Raw genomic sequence first — 21568 nt, forward strand, 5'->3', positions numbered from 1 at the left:
CCTGCTTATGCCTGTCGGATCTACGTCGCAGCGTCCCGTGCAAGTATTGGGCTTTAGGGAAACACGCCCCTTTACCCCGCTGCGCCGCCTCTATCCGCTTGCTGTTCGTCAAGCCAGCATTTTGCCTCGGGCTTCCTTCAGATTCGCGGTCACCCGCGACACCCTTGCCTCTGGCTAACACTTCCCCTTGCCGGGTGTGTAGAGGACTTTCACCTCCAAGTCACCAGCGAGGCCACCACAGCCAAGCTGGTTGCGCTTGCGCGCAACGCGCCATGCCTGGCGCACGCATAAAAAAAGGCGCCCGAAGGCGCCTTTTCGCTTTACAGCCGTCAGGCCATTTCAGCTGTGGTCTCGAAGTCGAAGGTCAGCTCGCCGTCCTTGAGATCGATGTGAACCACACCGCCATGGTCGGCCAGTTCGCCAAAGAGTATCTCTTCCGCCAGCGGACGCTTGATCTTGTCCTGAATCAAACGCGCCATTGGTCGAGCGCCCATTGCCGTGTCGTAGCCACCCGCTGCAAGCCAGCTGCGCGCCGCGTCCGTCACTTCCAGCTGCACGCGCTTGTCTTCCAGCTGCGCCTGAAGCTCGGTAAGGAACTTGTCCACCACGCTTTTGATGACCTCATGGCTGAGGCGACCAAACTGGATAATGGTGTCCAGACGGTTGCGGAACTCTGGCGTGAAGCTCTTCTTGATCACTTCCATCGCATCGGACGAGTGGTCCTGATGGGTGAAACCGATCGAAGCGCGAGCGGCCGTTTCGGCACCGGCGTTGGTCGTCATGATGACGATCACGTTTCGGAAATCCGCTTTGCGCCCGTTGTTATCGGTGAGCGTACCGTGGTCCATGACCTGCAGCAGCAGGTTAAAGACTTCCGGATGTGCCTTCTCGATTTCATCGAGCAACAGCACGCAGTGAGGTTGCTTGGTGATGGCTTCGGTCAACAGACCGCCCTGATCAAACCCGACATAGCCCGGAGGCGCACCGATCAGACGCGATACGGTGTGGCGCTCCATGTACTCGGACATGTCGAAGCGAACCAGTTCGATACCCAACGCTTTGGCCAGCTGACGCGCCGCTTCGGTTTTACCGACACCGGTAGGCCCTGCGAACAGGAACGAACCGACGGGTTTGTCAGGCGACTTGAGGCCGGCACGGGACAGTTTGATCGCGGTCGAAAGCGAGTCGATCGCGGCATCCTGGCCAAACACTGTCAGTTTCAGGTCACGCTCAAGGTTACGCAGCAGCTCTCTGTCGGAGCTGTTGACGTGCTTAGGTGGAATCCGCGCGATTTTCGCGACGATGTCCTCGACCTGAGGCACCTCGATGCGTTTCACGCGCTTCTCGATCGGCTGCAGACGCTGGTAGGCGCCCGCCTCGTCAATGACGTCGATGGCCTTGTCCGGCATGTGCCGGTCATTGATGTAGCGCGAGGCCAGCTCAGCCGCTGCACGCAGGGCTTCATCGCTGTACTCAATGCCGTGGTGCGTTTCAAAACGCCCTTTCAGGCCGCGCAGGATACTGATGGTGTCTTCTACCGAAGGCTCCGACACGTCGACCTTCTGGAAGCGCCGGGCCAAAGCACGGTCCTTCTCGAAGATCCCGCGGAATTCCTGGAACGTGGTCGAGCCGATGCAACGGATATCACCCGACGACAGCAGCGGCTTGAGCAGATTCGAGGCATCCATGACCCCACCGGACGCAGCACCCGCACCAATGATGGTGTGGATTTCGTCGATGAACAGGATCGCCTGCGGACGTTTTTTCAGCTCATTGAGCAACGCCTTGAAGCGCTTCTCGAAATCGCCGCGGTATTTGGTCCCGGCCAGCAAGGCCCCCAGATCGAGGGAATACACCACGCTGTTGGCCAGCAAGTCCGGCACCTGGTTGTCGACAATGCGTTTGGCCAGTCCTTCGGCAATCGCGGTTTTACCCACGCCTGCCTCGCCCACCAGCAACGGATTGTTTTTGCGACGACGCGCCAGGATCTGCGCAACGCGCTCGACTTCCAGCTCACGGCCTACCAATGGATCGATACGACCCTGGCGCGCGAGTTCGTTGAGGTTGCTGGCATAAGCATCCAGAGGATTGCCTGAAGAAGAAGACTCACCGCCCTCGTCGTCCTGCATATCTTGTTCACCTTCAGAGTGATCGCCATGCCCCGGCACTTTGGAAATGCCGTGTGCGATGTAGTTGACGACATCGATGCGCGCAACGCTCTGCTGTTTCAGCAGGAACACGGCCTGACTCTCTTGCTCACTGAAGATCGCGACCAGTACGTTGGCGCCAGTCACTTCGCGTTTGCCCGAGCTCTGTACGTGAAAGACAGCACGCTGCAGAACACGCTGGAAGCCCAGGGTTGGCTGGGTCTCACGATCCTCGTCATGAACGGGGATCAATGGCGTGGTGGAGTCGATGAACTCCTGCAGATCGTGCTTGAGTTTGTCGAGGTTTGCGCCGCAGGCACGCAAAACGGTGGCGGCAGCCTCATTGTCCAATAGGGCCAGCAGGAGGTGTTCGACGGTCATGAATTCATGACGCTTCGATCGGGCCTCCTTGAAGGCAAGATTGAGGGTGACTTCGAGCTCGCGGTTTAACATAGCTTCACCTCATACCCAAGTGGTCGGCGATTAACCGTCCTTCTCGATTTCACAGAGTAGCGGATGCTGGCTTTCCCTGGCGTACTGGTTGACCTGCATGGCCTTAGTCTCGGCGATGTCGCGGGTAAACACTCCACATACTGCCCGTCCTTCTGTGTGGACGGCCAGCATGACCTTGGTCGCCAGCTCGCGATTCAGGTTAAAAAACACCTCGAGCACTTCGACGACGAAATCCATCGGTGTGTAGTCATCATTGAACAAAACCACCTTGTACATCGGCGGCGCCTGTAAAGCAGGCTTTGCCTCCTGAACAGCAATGCCTGCGGAATCGTCGTCGTGTGAATCAGGGCGATCCTGATTGAATGTTAGTCGAATCTGGCTGATTGCATGCATGGAAAGAAAGGTTCGTCAGTTGTGCGAATACAGTGGTGGGGGCGGCTATGGACGATTTCAACTCCGACTGCCCGGTCAGCTTGACTATCGGGAAAACGGTGTTACAACCAATAGAGCCCACAGTGGGTAAAAAAGGTCCGCGGAGTCAATCTTATTTCCAGGAAATGACTGCGGATGAACTGGATGATACTCCAGTGATGGAGTCTGTTGCAGAGGGATATGGGTATGTCAGTCGGTAAGGTGAAATGGTTCAACAATGCCAAGGGATTCGGTTTCATTAACACCGACGCCAGAGAAGGCCGTGACGAAGACGGTCATCTTATTGATTTCTTTGCACACTATTCGGCCATTGAAATGGTCGGATACAAGACTCTCAAGGCCGGGCAACTCGTAAGCTTCGAGATCGTCCAGGGACCCAAAGGGCTGCACGCAGTCAAGATTGGGGCTGCCACGACCGAGAACGAACAGGCCGCTGCCACCCAACAGGAAACAGTGTCGAACTGACGCAACCCGTCATCCAGTCATAAAAAAACCGCCCGAAGGCGGTTTTTTAATGCCTATTCGCTTACATATGCGAAATCAGCGCGTCACCGAACGCAGACGAAGACAGCAGTTTCGCGCCCTCCATCAGACGGTGGAAGTCATAGGTCACTGTCTTGGCCGAAATCGCGCCATTGGTGCCCTTGATGATCAGATCAGCCGCTTCAGTCCAGCCCATGTGACGCAGCATCATCTCTGCGGACAGGATCAGCGAACCTGGGTTGACCTGGTCCTTGCCAGCGTACTTCGGCGCAGTACCGTGGGTCGCTTCGAACATCGCAATGGTGTCAGACAGGTTGGCACCCGGTGCGATACCGATACCGCCGACTTCCGCCGCCAGGGCGTCGGAGAGGTAGTCGCCGTTCAGGTTCAGGGTCGCGATCACATCGTATTCGGCCGGGCGCAGCAGGATCTGCTGGAGCATGGCGTCGGCGATGGCGTCTTTGACGATAACGTTCTTGCCGGTTTTCGGGTTTTTGAACTGCATCCACGGACCGCCATCGAGCAGGGTCGCGCCGAACTCTTCAGCCGCCACTTCGTAGGCCCATTCCTTGAAGGCACCTTCGGTGAACTTCATGATGTTGCCTTTGTGCACGATGGTCAGCGAGTCGCGGTCATTGTCGACCACATACTGCAGAGCTTTTCGCGCCAGACGCTTGGTGCCTTGCAGCGAAACCGGCTTGATGCCGATACCGCAGTTTTCGTCGAAACGGATCTTGGTGACGCCCATTTCATCTTTAAGGAACTTGATGACTTTGGTCGCTTCCGGCGAACCGGCTTTCCACTCGATACCGGCGTAGATGTCTTCCGAGTTCTCACGGAAGATCGTCATGTCGACGTCGCCTGGCTTCTTGACCGGGCTAGGCACGCCTTCGAACCAGCGCACAGGGCGCAGGCAGACATAAAGGTCGAGTTGCTGACGCAGGGCCACGTTCAGGGAACGGATGCCGCCACCGACCGGGGTGGTCAGAGGGCCCTTGATGGAAACCACGTAATCCTTGACCGCGTCCAGGGTTTCCTGGGGTAGCCAGGTGTCCTGATCGTAAACCTGAGTCGCTTTCTCCCCGGCGTAGACTTCCATCCAGGAAATTTTGCGCTCGCCGCCGTAAGCCTTCTTAACAGCAGCATCGACAACCTTGATCATGACCGGGCTGATATCAACGCCAATACCATCACCTTCGATGAAGGGGATGATCGGGTTGTTAGGAACATTGAGAGAATGGTCCGCGTTGACGGTGATTTTGTCGCCGACTGCTGGAACCTGAATCTTCTTGTATCCCATGCTGAACTCCATCGTTTGGATTGAACATCTGGCTTCGTTCGAGCGTACCCCAGTTAAATCAGCACGCAAACCCTATGTTCCAACCATCTGCCGCAAAGCTGCACAGTTCGCGGCGTACAAGCCTGAAAGCAAAGGGAAAAGCGCCAAACTCAAGCACGGTGCAAGACTCTACGCCCCACTCGCCCCTGCGACCTTTAGACCAATGGACGACAATCGTTGCATATGAACCATCGGCAGATTGCCAGCTACCTATGTATAATGCCGCCCGCTGACCACAGAGTCACGACGGCCGACCTTTCTACTACGAGGCTTTGGGCCCGAAAAAGCCGGACTGTTACCGCAGCCCACCCGCTTGACGCTCGACTGATGCACCCAACATCACCGCGAAGAAATCTCGACATTCGGCTCATGGATGACTTTGAACGAACGCGCTTACCCGGCGCCCCTCGAGTTTTTCTGCGCACGCTTTAGCAAAGAAGAGAGAGTTAATCCGAATATGCCCACCCGCTCGAAGATCATCTATACCTTCACCGACGAAGCTCCCGCCCTCGCCACCTATTCTCTGTTGCCTATCGTAGAGGCCTTCACCGCCTCCGCTGATATCGCCGTGGAAACCCGCGATATCTCTCTTGCAGGGCGCATTCTGGCCAGCTTCCCCGAGCAACTGGGTGACAACGCCGTAGCCGACCACCTCGCCGAACTGGGCGACCTGGCCGTTACGCCTGAAGCCAACATCATCAAGCTGCCGAACATCAGCGCCTCGGTTCCGCAACTGCAAGCCGCGATCAAGGAACTGCAAGCCCAGGGCTTCGCACTACCTGACTACCCGGAAACCGTGACCAGCGACGCCGACAAGCTCGCCAAGTCGCGTTACGACAAGATCAAGGGCAGCGCCGTGAACCCGGTTCTGCGCGAAGGCAACTCCGATCGTCGTGCACCGCTGTCGGTCAAGAACTACGCGCGCAAGCACCCGCACAAAATGGGCGCCTGGGCTACGGACTCCAAGTCCCACGTCGCGCACATGAGCACCGGCGATTTCTACGGCAGTGAAAAAGCTGCCCTGATCGACGCCGCTGATGCCGTCAAAATCGAACTGATCGCTCAAGACGGCACCACCACCGTCCTGAAAGAAAAAACCACCGTGCAAGCCGGTGAGATCCTCGATTGCGCGGTCATGAGCAAAAACGCTCTGCGCAGCTTCATCGCTGCCGAGATCGAAGACGCCAAGCAAAAAGGCGTGCTGCTGTCGGTTCACTTGAAAGCCACCATGATGAAGGTCTCCGACCCGATCATGTTCGGCCAGATCGTTGCCGAGTTCTATAAAGACGCACTGGCCAAGCACGCTGACGTGCTGGCGCAGATCGGCTTCAACCTGAACAACGGCATCGGCGACCTGTACGCTCGCATCAAGGCTTTGCCGGCCGAGCAACAAGCGCAGATCGAAGCGGACATTCAGGCGGTCTACGCCGCTCGTCCATCGTTGGCCATGGTCAACTCCGACAAAGGCATCACCAACCTGCACGTGCCGAGCGACGTTATCGTCGACGCCTCGATGCCGGCGATGATCCGTGACTCCGGCAAAATGTGGGGCACTGACGGTCAGTTGCACGACACCAAGGCTGTGATCCCGGATCGCTGCTACGCGACCATCTACCAGGCGGTAATCGAAGACTGCAAGCTGCACGGCGCTTTCGATCCAACCACCATGGGCAGCGTGCCAAACGTTGGCCTGATGGCGAAAAAAGCCGAAGAGTACGGCTCGCACGACAAGACTTTCCAGATCAAGTCCAACGGCGTAGTTCGGGTTTCCGATGGCGCTGGCCGCACCCTGCTGGAACAGTCGGTTGAAGCCGGCGACATCTTCCGCATGTGCCAGACCAAAGACGCGCCGATCCAGGACTGGGTCAAACTGGCCGTCAACCGTGCTCGCGCAAGCGCAACTCCAGCAATCTTCTGGCTGGACCCAATGCGCGCCCACGACGGTGTAGTGATCGAGAAAGTTCAGGCTTACCTGAAGGATCACGACACCTCCGGCCTGGACATCCGCATCATGTCGCCAGTCGACGCGATGGCGTTCACCCTGGGTCGCACTCGCGAAGGCAAGGACACCATCTCGGTGACCGGCAACGTACTGCGCGACTACCTGACTGACCTGTTCCCGATCATGGAACTGGGCACCAGCGCCAAGATGCTGTCGATCGTTCCGCTGATGAACGGCGGCGGTCTGTTCGAAACCGGCGCCGGCGGTTCGGCACCGAAGCACGTTCAGCAGCTGCTGGAAGAGAACTTCCTGCGCTGGGATTCCCTGGGCGAGTTCCTGGCCCTGGCCGCTTCCCTTGAGCACCTGGGTGTGACCTACAACAACCCTAAAGCGCTGGTGCTGGCCAAGACTCTGGATCAGGCCACCGGCCAGTTCCTGGACAACAACAAGTCGCCATCGCGCAAAGTCGGCAACATCGACAACCGCGGCAGCCACTTCTACCTGGCGCTGTACTGGGCTCAAGCCCTGGCTGCCCAGACCGAAGACACTGCACTGCAAGCGCAGTTCGGCGAACTGGCCAAGACCCTGACCGAGAACGAAGCAACCATCGTTGCCGAGCTCAACGCCGTTCAGGGCAAGCCAGTGGACATCGGCGGTTACTACCACGCCAATGCCGAGCTGATCAGCAAGGCCATGCGCCCAAGCAACACCTTCAACGCCGCGATCGCTGCGCTGGTTTAAGGTTGTAAGGATGCAAAGAAGCCCCGGCCCTGTGCCGGGGTTTCTGTTTGTGGCGTTCACACACCTCCAATGTGAACACTGGACCAATGTGGGAGCGGGCTTGCTCGCGAATGCGGTTTATCATTTAACATCTCAATTGACTGACCCACCGCATTCGCGAGCAAGCCCGCTCCCACATTGACCGCGCTCCACTATTCAAATTTTGAGGAAGCTTTATGGATTGGCTACCCCACATCACCGTCGCCACCATCGTCGAAGACAACGGCCGCTTCCTGATGGTCGAAGAAACCAAGCACGGACGAACGGTACTCAATCAGCCCGCCGGTCACCTCGACCCGGACGAAACCCTGATCGAGGCCGCCGTACGCGAAACCCTCGAAGAAACCGGCTGGGACGTCGAGCCGACCGGCGTGGTGGGCATTTACCTCTACACCGCCCCGAGCAACGGCGTGACTTATCAGCGGGTCTGCTTCACCGCAAAACCGCTCAAACATCACCCCGACTATCAACTGGACGACGGCATCGTCGGCGCAAAATGGCTGACGCGTGACGAACTGCTGGCACAGCGCGCAAACTGGCGCAGTGAGCTGATCATCCGCTGTATTGATGATTATCTGGACGGTCAACACTTCGCTCTCGAACTGATCCGCCCTTCTCTTTAGCCTTGCGGGCTTGGGCCTGTTAGAATCGCGTCCTTTTTCAAGACACTCATTGAATCCCTATGCGTGATCCAGCCCCTTCTGACACACAAAAGAAGCGCGTCATTGTCGGCATGTCCGGCGGCGTGGACTCTTCCGTTTCCGCTCTCCTGCTGATCGAGCAGGGTTATGAGGTGGAAGGCCTGTTCATGAAGAACTGGGAAGAAGACGATGGAACGGAATACTGCACCGCCATGGATGACTTGGCGGACGCTCAGGCCGTGTGCGACAAGATTGGTATCAAACTGCATACCGCCAACTTCGCCGCCGAATACTGGGACAACGTGTTCGAGCACTTCCTGGCCGAATACAAGGCCGGTCGCACGCCGAACCCGGACATCCTCTGCAACCGCGAGATCAAGTTCAAGGCGTTCCTCGATTACGCCATGATGCTCGGCGCCGACCTGATCGCCACCGGTCACTACGTGCGTCGCCGCGACATCGATGGTCGCACCGAGCTGCTCAAGGGCCTGGACCCGAACAAGGACCAGAGCTACTTCCTGCACGCCGTTGGCGGCGAACAGATCGCCAAGACCCTGTTCCCGGTCGGCGAGCTGGAAAAACCTGAAGTCCGCGCGATTGCCGAGAAACACGAACTCGCCACCGCGAAGAAAAAGGATTCCACCGGGATCTGCTTTATCGGCGAACGCCGCTTCAGCGACTTCCTCAAGCAATACCTGCCGGCCCAGCCAGGCGAGATCAAGACCACCGAAGGTGAAGTCATCGGCCGTCACCACGGCTTGATGTATCACACCATCGGCCAGCGTCAGGGCCTGGGCATCGGCGGCCTGAAAGACGCCAGTGACGAGCCGTGGTACGTGCTGATCAAAGACCTGGAGCACAACGAATTGATCGTTGGCCAGGGCAATGACCATCCGTACCTGTTCTCCCGCGCCCTGCTCGCTTCAGACATCTATTGGGTCAACCCGATCGACCTGAGCGAACCACGCCGATTGACCGCCAAAGTCCGCTATCGCCAAAGCGACCAGCCGTGCACGCTAGAAAAAACCGCCACCGGCTACCGCGCGACCTTCGATGACCCGCAACGCGCGGTCACCCCAGGCCAGTCCGTGGTGTTCTACGACGGTGAAATCTGCCTCGGCGGCGGCGTGATCGAAGTCGCGGAGCCGTGGACCAGCAAAGGCACTGCTCAAGGCGAGCAGCAATGAGCCCGACTCAGGAGCAACTGACGGCACTGGGCGGCGTGTTCCTCGCCGCCGTGCTGGTCGACAAGATCGCCAAAACCGGCCAGACCGCCGAAGCCGGCCTGACGTGCATGCTCGGCAGCCTGCTGATTCGCGACCCCAAAGACACCCTGGAAGTCTACGGCGGCGACGACATCAATCTGCGTGAAGGTTACCGCGCGCTGATCGGCGCCCTGGAGCGCGACCCAAGCACCCTTCAGCGCGAACCGCTGCGCTATGCGCTGGCGATGCTCGGTCTGGAGCGTCAACTGGCCAAGCGCAACGACATGCTGGACGTAATCGGCAAGCGTCTGCCGCAGATTCAGTCTCAGGTCGAGCACTTCGGTCCGGCGCACGAAAACGTGATTGCCGCGTGCGGCGCGCTGTACCAGGACACCCTGAGCACCCTGCGCCAGCGAATTCAGGTCCACGGCGACATGCGCAACCTGCAGCAACCGAGCAACGCTTCGAAAATCCGCGCCCTGTTGCTGGCCGGAATTCGTTCGGCACGCCTGTGGCGGCAGTTGGGCGGTCATCGCTGGCAGCTGGTGATCAGCCGTCGCAAGTTACTGAAAGAGCTTTACCCGCTGATGCGCAGCAGCTGAACCGCGTCCGCAAGACCATTTGTAATTTGTAACGCGTAAGACGCTGGTCAGTTGGCAACGGACCGGCGGATTTTTTCATGTATGATACGCGCCCCATTTCGTTGCCCGACTGTCCGAGAACACCCCATGCAGCTTTCTTCGCTCACTGCGGTTTCCCCTGTTGACGGCCGCTACGCCGGCAAAACCCAGGCCCTGCGCCCAATTTTCAGCGAATACGGTCTGATCCGTGCTCGCGTTCTGGTTGAAGTGCGCTGGCTCCAGCGCCTGGCCGCTCACCCTGGCATCAGCGAAGTGCCGGCGTTCTCCGCCGAAGCCAACGCGGTGCTGAACACCCTGGCGGAAAACTTCGCTCTGGAGCACGCCGAGCGTGTCAAAGAGATCGAGCGCACCACTAACCACGACGTCAAAGCCATCGAATACCTGCTCAAAGAGCAAGCGGCCAAGCTGCCGGAACTGGCCGCTGTCAGCGAATTCATCCACTTTGCCTGCACTAGCGAGGACATCAACAACCTGTCCCACGCCCTGATGCTGCGCGAAGGCCGTGATGACGTGATGCTGCCGCTGATGCGCCAGACCGCCGAAGCCATCCGCGAACTGGCCATCCGTTTCGCTGACGTGCCGATGCTGTCGCGCACCCACGGTCAACCGGCCTCGCCGACCACCCTGGGCAAAGAGCTGGCAAACGCGGTTTACCGTCTGGAGCGTCAAATCGCTCAAGTCGCTGCCGTTCCGCTGCTGGGCAAGATCAACGGCGCTGTCGGCAACTACAACGCACACATCTCCGCCTACCCGGAAATCGACTGGGAAGAAAACGCCCGCGCCTTCATCGAAGACGAGCTGGGCCTGGGCTTCAACCCGTACACCACGCAGATCGAACCGCACGACTACATCGCCGAGCTGTTCGACGCGATCGCGCGCTTCAACACCATCCTGATCGACTTCGACCGCGACATCTGGGGCTACATCTCCCTGGGTTATTTCAAGCAGCGCACCATCGCTGGCGAAATCGGTTCGTCGACGATGCCGCACAAGGTCAACCCGATCGACTTCGAGAACTCCGAAGGCAACCTGGGCATCGCCAACGCACTGTTCCAGCACCTGGCGAGCAAGCTGCCGATCTCCCGCTGGCAGCGTGACCTGACCGACTCCACCGTCCTGCGCAACCTCGGTGTCGGCTTCGCCCACAGCGTGATCGCGTACGAAGCCAGTCTGAAAGGCATCAGCAAACTCGAGCTCAACGCTCAGAAGATTGCTGCCGACCTGGACGCATGCTGGGAAGTATTGGCCGAGCCAATCCAGACCGTGATGCGTCGCTACAACATCGAAAACCCGTACGAAAAACTGAAAGAGTTGACCCGTGGCAAGGGCATCAGCCCTGAAGCACTGCAAACTTTCATCGACGGCCTGGACATGCCAGCCGCCGCCAAGGCCGAGCTGAAACTGCTCACCCCGGCGAACTACATCGGTAACGCTGTAGAGCAAGCCAAACGCATCTGATCGACCGCTTCACCCTTTTGAGACGCCCGGCAGCGCCGGGCGTTTTTATTCCCGTCTGAAAAGTGCTTTTTTTCAATAGGTTACACATGAATCCTGACATTCCTCTTCAACTTCTGGGCGGCATCACGGCGCGCGAATTCCTGCGCGACTACTGGCAGAAAAAACCCCTGCTCATCCGTCAGGCGATTCCTGAATTCGAAAGCCCGATCGACGCCGACGAACTGGCCGGCCTGGCGCTGGAAGAGGAAGTCGAATCGCGCCTGGTGATCGAGCACGGCGAGCGCCCTTGGGAATTGCGCCGCGGCCCGTTCGCTGAAGACGAGTTCAGCAAACTGCCGGAACGCGACTGGACCCTGCTGGTACAAGCGGTCGACCAATTCGTGCCGGAAGTCAGCGAACTGCTGGAAAACTTCCGCTTTTTGCCAAGCTGGCGCGTCGACGACGTGATGATCAGCTTCGCCGCCCCGGGTGGCAGCGTGGGTCCGCACTTCGATAACTACGACGTGTTCCTGCTGCAAGGTCAGGGCAAGCGCAACTGGAAAATCGGCCAGATGTGCGACTCCGAAAGCAAGCTGCTGCCACACGCCGACCTGCGCATCCTCGCCGACTTCGAAGCCACCGATGAGTGGGTTCTGGAACCGGGCGACATGCTTTACCTGCCGCCGCGTCTGGCACATTGCGGCGTTGCGGTGGATGACTGCATGACCTACTCGGTCGGCTTCCGCGCCCCGAGCGCCTCTGAAGTGCTGACTCACTTCACCGACTTCCTCAGCCAGTTCCTGACCGATGAAGAGCGTTACACCGATGCCGACGCGCTGCCGGCGGTTGATCCGCACCAGATTCAGCACGACGCCCTTGATCGCCTGAAAGCATTGCTGGCCGAGCACATGAGCGATGAGCGCCTGCTGCTGACCTGGTTCGGCCAGTACATGACCGAGCCGCGCTACCCGGAGCTGGTCGTCGGCCCGGAAGAAGTCGAAGAAGAAGACTTCCTCGCCAGCCTTGAACAAGGCGCCGTGCTGATCCGCAACCCGAGCGCACGCATGGCCTGGTCCGAAGTCGATGACGACCTGCTGCTGTTCGCCAGTGGCCAGAGCCGTTACCTGCCGGGCAAACTGCGCGAGCTGCTGAAACTGATCTGCGCCGCCGACGCCCTGCACACCGACAACCTCGGTGACTGGCTGAACGACGAAGACGGCCGCGGCCTGCTGTGCGAGCTGGTCAAGCAAGGCAGCCTGGGGTTCGCTGATGAATAAAATCCACGTTCGTGTCGCAGACTGGCAAAAGGACAACGCCGAGATCCGGCGCATTCGTGAGACGGTGTTCATCGCCGAGCAATCCGTTCCGCCTGAGCTGGAATGGGATGCTGATGACGCAACGGCGGTGCATTTTCTGGCCTTCGAAGGCGACTTTCCGATTGGCACCGCCCGCCTGCTGCCCGATGGCCACGTCGGCCGGGTGTCGGTGCTGAAAGACTGGCGCGGATTGAAAGTCGGCGATGCGCTGATGCAAGCGGTGATCGGTGAAGCCGAGAAGCGCGGGCTCAAGCAGCAGATGCTGAGCGCACAGGTACAGGCGACAGCGTTCTATGAGCGCCTGGGCTTCAGCCTGGTCAGTGAGGAATTCCTGGAAGCAGGCATTCCGCATGTGGACATGGTAAGGCACTCAGCCTGACACCGAGGTGCCCTCATCGCGAGCAAGCTCGCTCCCACAGGGTTTTAGGTGTTGCCACAGAATGCAGCAACACCATTGATCCACTGTGGGAGCGAGCTTGCTCGCGATGAGGCCCGCAAGAACACACAAAACGCCCCGTCTTCAACCGATGCCGGGGCGTTTTGCTGTCTACGATTCAACTTGCCCCACGCAGGGCCGACAAACTGGCAATATCAACACTTCAAGATGTCGGAGATAACGGATATGTCCCTACGCACCCTGCTCACCACGTTGCTGCTGAGCTGCAGTTTTTCGGCCATGGCAGCCACCGAGATCGTGCCACTGAACTACCGTACCAGTGCCGACATGCTGCCGATGGCCCAGGATTTCATCGGCAAGGAGGGCCAGGTCAGCGCCTACGGCAACCAACTGATCGTCAATGCCGATCAGCGCAAGATCGACGAACTTAAAGCCTTGATCATGCAACTCGATGTGGCCGCCAAACGTCTGCTGATCACTGTCGACACCAACGAAAACAACTTCCAGGGCGATCAGGGTTACTCGGTAAACGGTGCGAAACCGAGCCAGACTCGCATCATCAACCGCAGCACCGACAGCCGTGACGGCGGGATTCAGCAGATCCAGGCCAGCGAAGGCGCGCCGGCACTGATCCAGGTCGGCCAAAGCGTCCCGCTCACCAGCACTCAGACCGATTCCTACGGCGACCTGCGCAGCAAGACCGAATACCGCAACGTCACCCAGGGTTTCTACGTCACCGCCAGCGTCACCGGCGACATCGTTCACTTGGCGATCAGTACCAATCGTGACCGCATGAGCCAGGAACGTCCCGATGTAGTGAATGTGCAAAGTACCGACACAACTGTCACGGGACGCTTGGGTGAATGGATCACCCTGGCCGGCATGAACCGCCAGACTCAGGCCGACAAACAGGGCCAGACCCGCAGCTACTCGACTCAGGGCCGCGATGACATGACCCTACGGGTGAAAATCGATACTTTGGACTAAACCACCGAAAACTGACTGATTAGTCGTATTAGACCAAAGATGTAGTGCCATAAAAAAAGCACTACAAAACGTTTGACGATACAAAAAAGCAAAGGCATGATGGCCTCGCTCCCGCTAATCAGGGGCCCTGGCAAGGGCCTTCGAGGCGCCGTTCGCACCTACCCCGCGAGCCGCTTCGTGTCTGTACCGCCCACAAGGTGTGTTTGACGAGGTTGCCGACTGGAACGAAGTTGTCCCGAGGGACGGAAGCGTAATTAGGTAACCCGGCTCCACACTGAAGTTCGTACCAAGGCCCACGACGCCCGAATGCGCTCGCCAGTTCGCCCTTACCTGCTCACTTCCCCTCGAGCCCATCGTTCATCCCGTCGCCATCCCCGCCGAATCCGACTTGACCACCTAAGCTTCTGGTCAGCGAGCAGCCTTTTACGCACGTCTTAATGCGTACTTGGCAGGAGCAGGAATTTTCCACCCCAGACCTATGCGACGAGGTTTATCTCCATGGCACTGACACGCGAACAGCAAATTGCAGCCCTCGAAAAAGATTGGGCTGAAAACCCACGCTGGAAAGGCGTGACACGCGCTTACTCCGCTGCTGACGTCGTCCGCCTGCGTGGCTCGGTTCAACCTGAGCACACCTTTGCAAAACTGGGCGCCGAGAAGCTCTGGAACCTGGTGACCCAGGGTGCCAAGCCGTCCTTCCGTCCTGATAAAGATTTCGTCAACTGCATGGGCGCCCTGACCGGCGGCCAGGCTGTACAACAAGTTAAAGCCGGTATCCAGGCGATCTACCTGTCGGGCTGGCAAGTCGCTGCGGACAACAACTCCGCCGAATCGATGTACCCGGACCAGTCGCTGTACCCGGTGGATTCGGTTCCAACCGTGGTCAAGCGCATCAACAACTCGTTCCGTCGTGCTGACCAGATCCAGTGGAAAGCCGGTAAAGGCCCGGGCGACGAAGGCTACATCGACTACTTCGCTCCAATCGTGGCGGACGCTGAAGCCGGTTTCGGCGGCGTACTGAACGCTTACGAGCTGATGAAGAGCATGATCGAAGCAGGCGCCGCCGGTGTTCACTTCGAAGACCAACTGGCTTCCGTGAAAAAATGTGGCCACATGGGCGGCAAGGTACTGGTTCCTACCCAGGAAGCTGTACAGAAGCTGACCGCTGCCCGTCTGGCGGCTGACGTTGCCGGTACTCCGACCATCATCCTGGCTCGTACCGACGCTAACGCGGCTGACCTGCTGACTTCCGATTGCGACCCGTACGACCAGCCGTTCGTGACTGGCGAACGTACCCAGGAAGGCTTCTACAAAGTGCGCGCCGGCCTGGACCAGGCGATCGCTCGCGGCCTGGCTTACGCTCCGTACGCCGACCTGATCTGGTGCGAAACCGCCAAGCCGGATCTGGACGAGGCTCGTCGCTTCGCTGAAGCGATCAAAAAGGAATACCCGGACCAACTGCTGTCGTACAACTGCTCGCCTTCCTTCAACTGGAAGAAAAACCTGGACGACGCGACCATCGCCAAGTTCCAGCGCGAACTGTCTGCCATGGGTTACAAGCACCAGTTCATCACCCTGGCCGGCATTCACAACATGTGGCACAGCATGTTCAACCTGGCGCACGACTACGCCCGTAACGACATGACCGCCTACGTGAAGCTGCAAGAGCAAGAGTTCGCTGACGCTGCCAAGGGTTACACCTTCGTGGCTCACCAGCAGGAAGTGGGCACCGGCTACTTCGACGACATGACCACTGTGATTCAAGGTGGCTCGTCTTCGGTAACCGCGCTGACCGGTTCGACTGAAGAAGAACAGTTCCACTGATCCGATTCGCCTGAGCAAACGGCCGTTGCGGACCGGATAGAAAGCTAACCGCAACGTCGCACATCTGACGCCCCGACTGGTTCGGGGCGTTTTTTTTGCCTGCGACTCAACAACCACCACCGAATCCTGTGGGAGCGAGCTTGCTCGCGATAGCGGAATGTCAGTCAGTACAACTTCGACTGGACGGCCGCCATCGCGAGCAAGCTCGCTCCCACATGGATCAGATAACCGCGAGAAAATCATTGATCCAGAGCAGTTTTTCGATCAGGAAAAGAAGGTAAAACTACCCCGTGCGCTACTTGCAATAACGCGCATATATGACAACTTTCTGGCCACCCACCCGTTAAACAGTTTAAAAACCACCCCAAACAATATTGATTATCATTTAGACGCAACTATGTTCGTTACATTCCCTACAAAACATAATTGATGAAATGCCAGCTAATGCCCGAACCGCATGGGCTACAGGGTTTTGGAGGTGCGCTATGTCCTTATTCCTATAAATAATTTCGCTATCTGAATTTTACTTGCACGGTGATGTGCCATAAAATCAGCGGGATTGATTGCTGCGACATATCGTCACTGCTTTGTTTCTTTTCAAGCTCAGAGACCTTTGCTCTCTGTTAAGGATTACCAGCATGCCCGAAGCGACAGGACTCATGGCCCACAACTGGGGCTTTGCCATTTTCCTTCTGGGCGTCGTCGGCCTTTGTGCCTTCATGCTCGGCGTCTCCAGCCTCCTCGGGTCAAAAGCCTGGGGCCGCAGCAAAAACGAACCGTTCGAGTCCGGCATGCTACCTACAGGTGGCGCCCGCTTACGGCTCTCAGCCAAATTCTATCTGGTCGCGATGCTCTTCGTGATCTTCGATATCGAAGCCCTTTTTCTCTTTGCCTGGTCTGTGTCCGTCCGCGAAAGCGGCTGGACCGGATTCGTCGAAGCTCTCGTTTTCATAGCAATTCTGTTGGCAGGCCTTGTCTACCTATTCCGAGTGGGCGCCCTTGACTGGGCTCCGGAAGCTCGTCGTAAGCGGCAAGCGAAGCTGAAACAATGAGGCTTTGGCAATGCAATACAATCTCACCAGGATCGACCCCGATGCTCCTAACGAGCAGTATCCGATTGGCGAACGGGAAACCGTTTCCGATCCGTTAGAAGATCAAGTCCACAAAAACATTTTCATGGGCAAGCTCGAAGACGTGCTTAACGGCACGATCAACTGGGGGCGCAAGAACTCCCTGTGGCCGTATAACTTCGGTCTTTCGTGCTGCTACGTGGAAATGACCACCGCCTTCACGGCGCCTCACGACATCGCGCGCTTTGGCGCCGAGGTTATCCGGGCATCGCCGCGTCAGGCGGATTTCATGGTTATCGCCGGTACCTGCTTCATCAAGATGGCGCCGATCATTCAGCGTCTCTACGAGCAAATGCTCGAACCTAAATGGGTTATCTCCATGGGTTCGTGCGCCAACTCCGGTGGCATGTACGACATCTACTCAGTCGTTCAAGGGGTGGACAAGTTCCTGCCCGTGGACGTCTACGTGCCTGGCTGCCCGCCCCGTCCTGAAGCTTTTCTGCAAGGCTTGATGCTGTTGCAGGAGTCCATTGGACAGGAGCGTCGTCCGCTTTCCTGGGTCGTTGGCGATCAAGGCGTATACCGCGCCGAGATGCCTTCGCAAAAGGAACAGCGCCGCGAACAGCGAATCGCAGTCACCAACCTGCGCAGCCCCGACGAAGTCTGATCCAGACCTGCTTCTTTTATAGAACGAGACACTGGCTTCATTCTTTACGTTGACCGAAAGCGATAAATAACCATGACTACAGGCAGTGCTCTGTACATCCCGCCTTATAAGGCAGACGACCAGGATGTGGTCGTCGAACTGAACAACCGTTTTGGCCCCGAGGCGTTCACCGCCCAGCCTACCCGCACCGGCATGCCGGTGCTTTGGGTTGCCCGCGCCAAACTCGTCGAAGTCCTGACCTTCCTGCGTAACCTGCCCAAGCCGTACGTCATGCTCTATGACCTGCACGGCGTGGACGAGCGTCTGCGCACCAAGCGTCAAGGGCTGCCAAGCGGCGCCGACTTCACTGTGTTCTATCACTTGATGTCGATCGAACGTAATAGTGACGTAATGATCAAGGTCGCCTTGTCCGAGAGCGACCTCAGCGTGCCGACCGTGACCGGCATCTGGCCGAACGCCAACTGGTACGAGCGTGAAGTGTGGGACATGTACGGCATCAACTTTGCCGGTCACCCGCACCTGACCCGCATCATGATGCCGCCGACCTGGGAAGGTCACCCGCTGCGCAAGGACTTCCCGGCCCGTGCCACCGAGTTCGACCCGTTCAGCCTGACCCTGGCCAAGCAACAGCTTGAAGAAGAAGCTGCGCGCTTCAAGCCTGAAGACTGGGGCATGAAGCGTTCCGGTGCGAACGAGGACTACATGTTCCTCAACCTCGGTCCTAACCACCCTTCCGCGCACGGTGCGTTCCGCATCATTCTGCAGCTGGACGGTGAAGAGATCGTCGATTGCGTGCCGGACGTCGGTTACCACCACCGTGGTGCCGAGAAGATGGCCGAGCGTCAGTCCTGGCACAGTTTCATTCCGTACACTGACCGTATCGACTACCTCGGCGGCGTGATGAACAACCTGCCGTATGTGCTCTCGGTCGAGAAGCTGGCCGGCATCAAGGTGCCTGAGAAGGTCGACGTCATCCGCATCATGATGGCCGAGTTCTTCCGGATCACCAGCCACCTGCTGTTCCTGGGGACTTACATCCAGGACGTCGGCGCCATGACCCCGGTGTTCTTCACGTTCACCGACCGTCAGAAGGCGTACACGGTGATCGAAGCCATTACCGGCTTCCGTCTGCACCCGGCCTGGTACCGCATCGGTGGCGTCGCTCACGACCTGCCGCGCGGCTGGGAAAAACTGGTGAAAGACTTCATCGAGTGGATGCCAAAGCGTCTGGACGAATACCAGAAAGCAGCACTGGACAACAGCATCCTGCGTGGCCGGACCATCGGCGTCGCCGCCTACAACACCAAAGAAGCCCTGGAATGGGGCGTCACCGGTTCCGGCCTGCGTTCGACCGGTTGCGATTTCGACCTGCGTAAAGCTCGCCCGTACTCCGGTTACGAGAACTTCGAATTCGAAGTGCCGCTGGCCGCCAATGGCGATGCCTACGACCGTTGCATCGTGCGTGTCGAAGAAATGCGCCAAAGCCTGAAGATCATCGAGCAGTGCATGCGCAACATGCCGGAAGGCCCGTACAAGGCGGATCACCCGCTGACCACGCCGCCACCGAAAGAGCGCACCCTGCAGCACATCGAGACCCTGATCACGCACTTCCTGCAAGTTTCGTGGGGTCCGGTCATGCCGGCCAACGAATCCTTCCAGATGATCGAAGCGACCAAGGGCATCAACAGTTATTACCTGACGAGCGATGGCGGCACCATGAGCTACCGCACCCGGATTCGCACCCCAAGCTTCCCGCACCTGCAGCAGATCCCTTCGGTGATCAAAGGCAGCATGGTCGCGGACTTGATCGCGTACCTGGGTAGTATCGATTTCGTTATGGCCGACGTGGACCGCTAAGCATGAACAGCACGCTTATCCAGACAGACCGTTTCGCCCTGAGCGAAACCGAGCGCTCGGCCATCGAGCACGAGCTGCATCACTACGAAGACCCGCGCGCGGCGTCGATCGAAGCCCTGAAGATCGTCCAGAAGGAACGTGGCTGGGTGCCTGACGGCGCGCTCTACGCCATCGGCGAAATTCTTGGCATCCCGGCCAGCGACGTGGAAGGCGTGGCGACGTTCTATAGCCAGATCTTCCGTCAGCCGGTCGGCCGTCACATCATTCGCGTCTGCGACAGCATGGTCTGCTACATCGGCGGCCATGAATCCGTTGTCAGCGAAATCCAGAGCAATCTGGGCATCGGGCTGGGTCAGACCACCGCCGACGGTCGTTTCACCCTGCTGCCGGTCTGCTGCCTCGGCAACTGCGACAAGGCGCCGGCGTTGATGATCGACGACGACACTTTCGGTGATGTGCAGCCTGCCGGCGTTGCCAAATTGCTCGAGGGCTACGTATGACCCTGACTTCCTTCGGTCCAGCCAACCGCATCAAGCGTTCGGCCGAGACTCACCCGCTCACCTGGCGTCTGCGTGACGACGGCGAAGCTGTCTGGCTCGACGAGTACCAGGCCAAGAACGGTTACGCGGCTGCGCGCAAGGCTTTCGCCGACATGGCTCAGGACGACATCGTCCAGACCGTGAAAGACTCCGGTCTTAAAGGTCGCGGCGGTGCAGGCTTCCCCACGGGTGTTAAGTGGGGCCTGATGCCCAAAGACGAATCCATCAACATCCGCTATCTGCTGTGCAACGCGGACGAGATGGAACCGAACACCTGGAAAGACCGCATGTTGATGGAGCAACTGCCCCATCTGCTGATCGAAGGCATGCTGATCAGTGCTCGCGCGCTGAAAACCTACCGTGGCTACATCTTCTTGCGTGGCGAATACACCACCGCCGCCAAGCACCTGAACCGTGCAGTGGAAGAAGCCAAGGCAGCGGGCCTTTTGGGTAAAAACATTCTGGGCAGCGGCTTCGATTTCGAGCTGTTCGTCCACACCGGCGCCGGGCGTTACATCTGCGGTGAAGAAACCGCACTGATCAACTCCCTCGAAGGCCGCCGCGCCAACCCGCGCTCCAAGCCGCCCTTCCCTGCGGCCGTTGGCGTGTGGGGCAAGCCGACCTGCGTGAACAACGTTGAAACCCTGTGCAACGTGCCGGCGATCATTGCCGACGGCGTGGACTGGTACAAATCGTTGGCCCGCGAAGGCAGTGAAGACATGGGCACCAAGCTCATGGGCTTCTCCGGCAAGGTCAAGAACCCGGGCCTGTGGGAATTGCCGTTCGGCGTCACCGGTCGCGAGTTGTTCGAAGACTACGCCGGCGGCATGCGCGACGGTTACAAGCTCAAGTGCTGGCAGCCAGGTGGCGCCGGTACCGGTTTCCTGTTGCCGGAACACCTGGACGCACAAATGTACGCCGGCGGCATCGCCAAAGTGGGCACCCGTATGGGTACCGGCCTGGCCATGGCGGTGGACGACAGCGTCAACATGGTTTCCCTGCTGCGCAATATGGAAGAGTTCTTCTCCCGCGAATCCTGCGGCTTCTGCACCCCGTGCCGTGACGGTTTGCCATGGAGCGTCAAGCTGCTGCGCGCCATCGAGAACGGTGAAGGGCAAGCCGGCGATATCGAGACCCTGCTGGGTCTGGTCGGTTTCCTCGGCCCAGGCAAGACCTTCTGTGCTCACGCACCGGGCGCCGTGGAGCCGTTGGGCAGTGCAATCAAATACTTCCGCCATGAGTTCGAAGCCGGCATCGCGCCTACCAGCGCCGTCGTCCCGCCTCTGGCAAGGCCGATCGTAGTCGGCGCGTAAACGCTTAAAAAAGCGAAGGGTCCGTGCCCTTCGCTTTGTCGTGTGATGACGCCGCAAGCGGCTGTGTTGATTCACGCGAATAACAAGATTCCATTAGC

Annotated in this window: 18 protein-coding genes; 15 read left to right on the forward strand and 3 right to left on the reverse strand. The window is 58.6% G+C overall.

Annotation, left to right across the window (positions count from 1 at the left end):
- Positions 1-329: 329 nt before the first annotated feature.
- Positions 330-2600 (reverse strand): ATP-dependent Clp protease ATP-binding subunit ClpA, encoded by a 2271-nt coding sequence (gene clpA, locus CUN63_RS01665; RefSeq protein WP_129436903.1) that lies wholly within the window; start codon positions 2598-2600, stop codon positions 330-332.
- A 30-nt stretch (positions 2601-2630) separates the two neighbouring features.
- Positions 2631-2993 (reverse strand): ATP-dependent Clp protease adapter ClpS, encoded by a 363-nt coding sequence (gene clpS / locus CUN63_RS01670; protein ID WP_046032480.1) that lies wholly within the window; start codon positions 2991-2993, stop codon positions 2631-2633.
- Positions 2994-3218: 225 nt separating this feature from the next.
- On the opposite strand from clpS, the gene CUN63_RS01675 reads away from it, so the two are divergent.
- Positions 3219-3497: a cold shock domain-containing protein gene (locus CUN63_RS01675; protein ID WP_129436904.1), complete on the forward strand. Its 279-nt coding sequence runs from the start codon at positions 3219-3221 to the stop codon at positions 3495-3497.
- A gap of 61 nt (positions 3498-3558) precedes the next feature.
- On the opposite strand, the gene icd is transcribed toward CUN63_RS01675, so the two are convergent.
- Positions 3559-4815, reverse strand: coding sequence for an NADP-dependent isocitrate dehydrogenase (gene icd, locus CUN63_RS01680; protein WP_010458895.1), 1257 nt, complete (start codon positions 4813-4815; stop codon positions 3559-3561).
- A gap of 496 nt (positions 4816-5311) precedes the next feature.
- On the opposite strand from icd, the gene CUN63_RS01690 reads away from it, so the two are divergent.
- The 14 genes from CUN63_RS01690 (at position 5312) to nuoF (ending at position 21470) form a co-directional block, all read left to right on the forward strand.
- A complete protein-coding gene (locus tag CUN63_RS01690; RefSeq protein ID WP_129436906.1) occupies positions 5312-7537 on the forward strand; it encodes an NADP-dependent isocitrate dehydrogenase in 2226 nt (741 codons plus the stop codon).
- A gap of 215 nt (positions 7538-7752) precedes the next feature.
- A complete protein-coding gene (locus CUN63_RS01695) occupies positions 7753-8199 on the forward strand; it encodes an NUDIX hydrolase (protein WP_129436907.1) in 447 nt (148 codons plus the stop codon).
- Positions 8200-8258: 59 nt separating this feature from the next.
- A complete protein-coding gene (gene mnmA, locus CUN63_RS01700) occupies positions 8259-9404 on the forward strand; it encodes a tRNA 2-thiouridine(34) synthase MnmA (protein WP_046047458.1) in 1146 nt (381 codons plus the stop codon).
- Entirely contained in the window at positions 9401-10024 is a 624-nt protein-coding gene (hflD, locus tag CUN63_RS01705; protein WP_033057057.1) for a high frequency lysogenization protein HflD, read from the forward strand. Before mnmA ends, hflD begins: the two co-directional genes overlap by 4 nt.
- A gap of 126 nt (positions 10025-10150) precedes the next feature.
- On the forward strand, positions 10151-11521 hold the full coding sequence (gene purB / locus CUN63_RS01710; RefSeq protein WP_129436908.1) for an adenylosuccinate lyase: 1371 nt from the start codon (positions 10151-10153) through the stop codon (positions 11519-11521).
- An 86-nt stretch (positions 11522-11607) separates the two neighbouring features.
- Entirely contained in the window at positions 11608-12777 is a 1170-nt protein-coding gene (locus CUN63_RS01715) for a cupin domain-containing protein (protein WP_129436909.1), read from the forward strand.
- Complete coding sequence (locus CUN63_RS01720; RefSeq protein WP_017339601.1) at positions 12770-13195, forward strand: GNAT family N-acetyltransferase; 426 nt, start codon at positions 12770-12772, stop codon at positions 13193-13195. Before CUN63_RS01715 ends, CUN63_RS01720 begins: the two co-directional genes overlap by 8 nt.
- 243 nt (positions 13196-13438) lie before the next feature.
- Positions 13439-14200, forward strand: coding sequence for a secretin N-terminal domain-containing protein (locus CUN63_RS01725; protein ID WP_129436910.1), 762 nt, complete (start codon positions 13439-13441; stop codon positions 14198-14200).
- 498 nt (positions 14201-14698) lie between these two features.
- A complete protein-coding gene (gene aceA, locus CUN63_RS01730; protein ID WP_065872064.1) occupies positions 14699-16024 on the forward strand; it encodes an isocitrate lyase in 1326 nt (441 codons plus the stop codon).
- A 638-nt stretch (positions 16025-16662) separates the two neighbouring features.
- Positions 16663-17076, forward strand: coding sequence for an NADH-quinone oxidoreductase subunit A (locus CUN63_RS01735; RefSeq protein ID WP_003223812.1), 414 nt, complete (start codon positions 16663-16665; stop codon positions 17074-17076).
- Positions 17077-17086: 10 nt separating this feature from the next.
- Positions 17087-17761 (forward strand): NADH-quinone oxidoreductase subunit B family protein, encoded by a 675-nt coding sequence (locus CUN63_RS01740; RefSeq protein ID WP_008146035.1) that lies wholly within the window; start codon positions 17087-17089, stop codon positions 17759-17761.
- Positions 17762-17833: 72 nt separating this feature from the next.
- A complete protein-coding gene (nuoC, locus tag CUN63_RS01745; RefSeq protein WP_008146037.1) occupies positions 17834-19618 on the forward strand; it encodes an NADH-quinone oxidoreductase subunit C/D in 1785 nt (594 codons plus the stop codon).
- A 2-nt stretch (positions 19619-19620) separates the two neighbouring features.
- Positions 19621-20118: an NADH-quinone oxidoreductase subunit NuoE gene (gene nuoE, locus CUN63_RS01750; protein ID WP_008146039.1), complete on the forward strand. Its 498-nt coding sequence runs from the start codon at positions 19621-19623 to the stop codon at positions 20116-20118.
- Positions 20115-21470 carry an NADH-quinone oxidoreductase subunit NuoF gene (gene nuoF / locus CUN63_RS01755; RefSeq protein WP_008146041.1) on the forward strand — a complete coding sequence of 452 codons (1356 nt, stop codon included), beginning with the start codon at positions 20115-20117 and terminating at the stop codon, positions 21468-21470. Before nuoE ends, nuoF begins: the two co-directional genes overlap by 4 nt.
- Positions 21471-21568 lie beyond the last annotated feature (98 nt).

This window comes from Pseudomonas sp. ACM7 (assembly GCF_004136015.1).
In the GTDB taxonomy this organism is placed as follows: domain Bacteria; phylum Pseudomonadota; class Gammaproteobacteria; order Pseudomonadales; family Pseudomonadaceae; genus Aquipseudomonas; species Aquipseudomonas frigoris.

What these genes read in the sequence shown, in the direction of transcription:
- CUN63_RS01690 (WP_129436906.1), top strand. Translation starts at nt 5,312, where the DNA reads ATGCCCACCCGCTCGAAGATCATCTATACCTTCACCGACGAAGCTCCC.
- nuoC (WP_008146037.1), top strand. Translation starts at nt 17,834, where the DNA reads ATGACTACAGGCAGTGCTCTGTACATCCCGCCTTATAAGGCAGACGAC.
- nuoE (WP_008146039.1), top strand. Translation starts at nt 19,621, where the DNA reads ATGAACAGCACGCTTATCCAGACAGACCGTTTCGCCCTGAGCGAAACC.
- CUN63_RS01720 (WP_017339601.1), top strand. Translation starts at nt 12,770, where the DNA reads ATGAATAAAATCCACGTTCGTGTCGCAGACTGGCAAAAGGACAACGCC.
- CUN63_RS01725 (WP_129436910.1), top strand. Translation starts at nt 13,439, where the DNA reads ATGTCCCTACGCACCCTGCTCACCACGTTGCTGCTGAGCTGCAGTTTT.
- clpA (WP_129436903.1), bottom strand. Translation starts at nt 2,600, where the DNA reads ATGTTAAACCGCGAGCTCGAAGTCACCCTCAATCTTGCCTTCAAGGAG.
- icd (WP_010458895.1), bottom strand. Translation starts at nt 4,815, where the DNA reads ATGGGATACAAGAAGATTCAGGTTCCAGCAGTCGGCGACAAAATCACC.
- CUN63_RS01675 (WP_129436904.1), top strand. Translation starts at nt 3,219, where the DNA reads ATGTCAGTCGGTAAGGTGAAATGGTTCAACAATGCCAAGGGATTCGGT.
- CUN63_RS01735 (WP_003223812.1), top strand. Translation starts at nt 16,663, where the DNA reads ATGCCCGAAGCGACAGGACTCATGGCCCACAACTGGGGCTTTGCCATT.
- CUN63_RS01740 (WP_008146035.1), top strand. Translation starts at nt 17,087, where the DNA reads ATGCAATACAATCTCACCAGGATCGACCCCGATGCTCCTAACGAGCAG.
- CUN63_RS01715 (WP_129436909.1), top strand. Translation starts at nt 11,608, where the DNA reads ATGAATCCTGACATTCCTCTTCAACTTCTGGGCGGCATCACGGCGCGC.
- hflD (WP_033057057.1), top strand. Translation starts at nt 9,401, where the DNA reads ATGAGCCCGACTCAGGAGCAACTGACGGCACTGGGCGGCGTGTTCCTC.
- aceA (WP_065872064.1), top strand. Translation starts at nt 14,699, where the DNA reads ATGGCACTGACACGCGAACAGCAAATTGCAGCCCTCGAAAAAGATTGG.
- CUN63_RS01695 (WP_129436907.1), top strand. Translation starts at nt 7,753, where the DNA reads ATGGATTGGCTACCCCACATCACCGTCGCCACCATCGTCGAAGACAAC.
- clpS (WP_046032480.1), bottom strand. Translation starts at nt 2,993, where the DNA reads ATGCATGCAATCAGCCAGATTCGACTAACATTCAATCAGGATCGCCCT.
- nuoF (WP_008146041.1), top strand. Translation starts at nt 20,115, where the DNA reads ATGACCCTGACTTCCTTCGGTCCAGCCAACCGCATCAAGCGTTCGGCC.
- purB (WP_129436908.1), top strand. Translation starts at nt 10,151, where the DNA reads ATGCAGCTTTCTTCGCTCACTGCGGTTTCCCCTGTTGACGGCCGCTAC.
- mnmA (WP_046047458.1), top strand. Translation starts at nt 8,259, where the DNA reads ATGCGTGATCCAGCCCCTTCTGACACACAAAAGAAGCGCGTCATTGTC.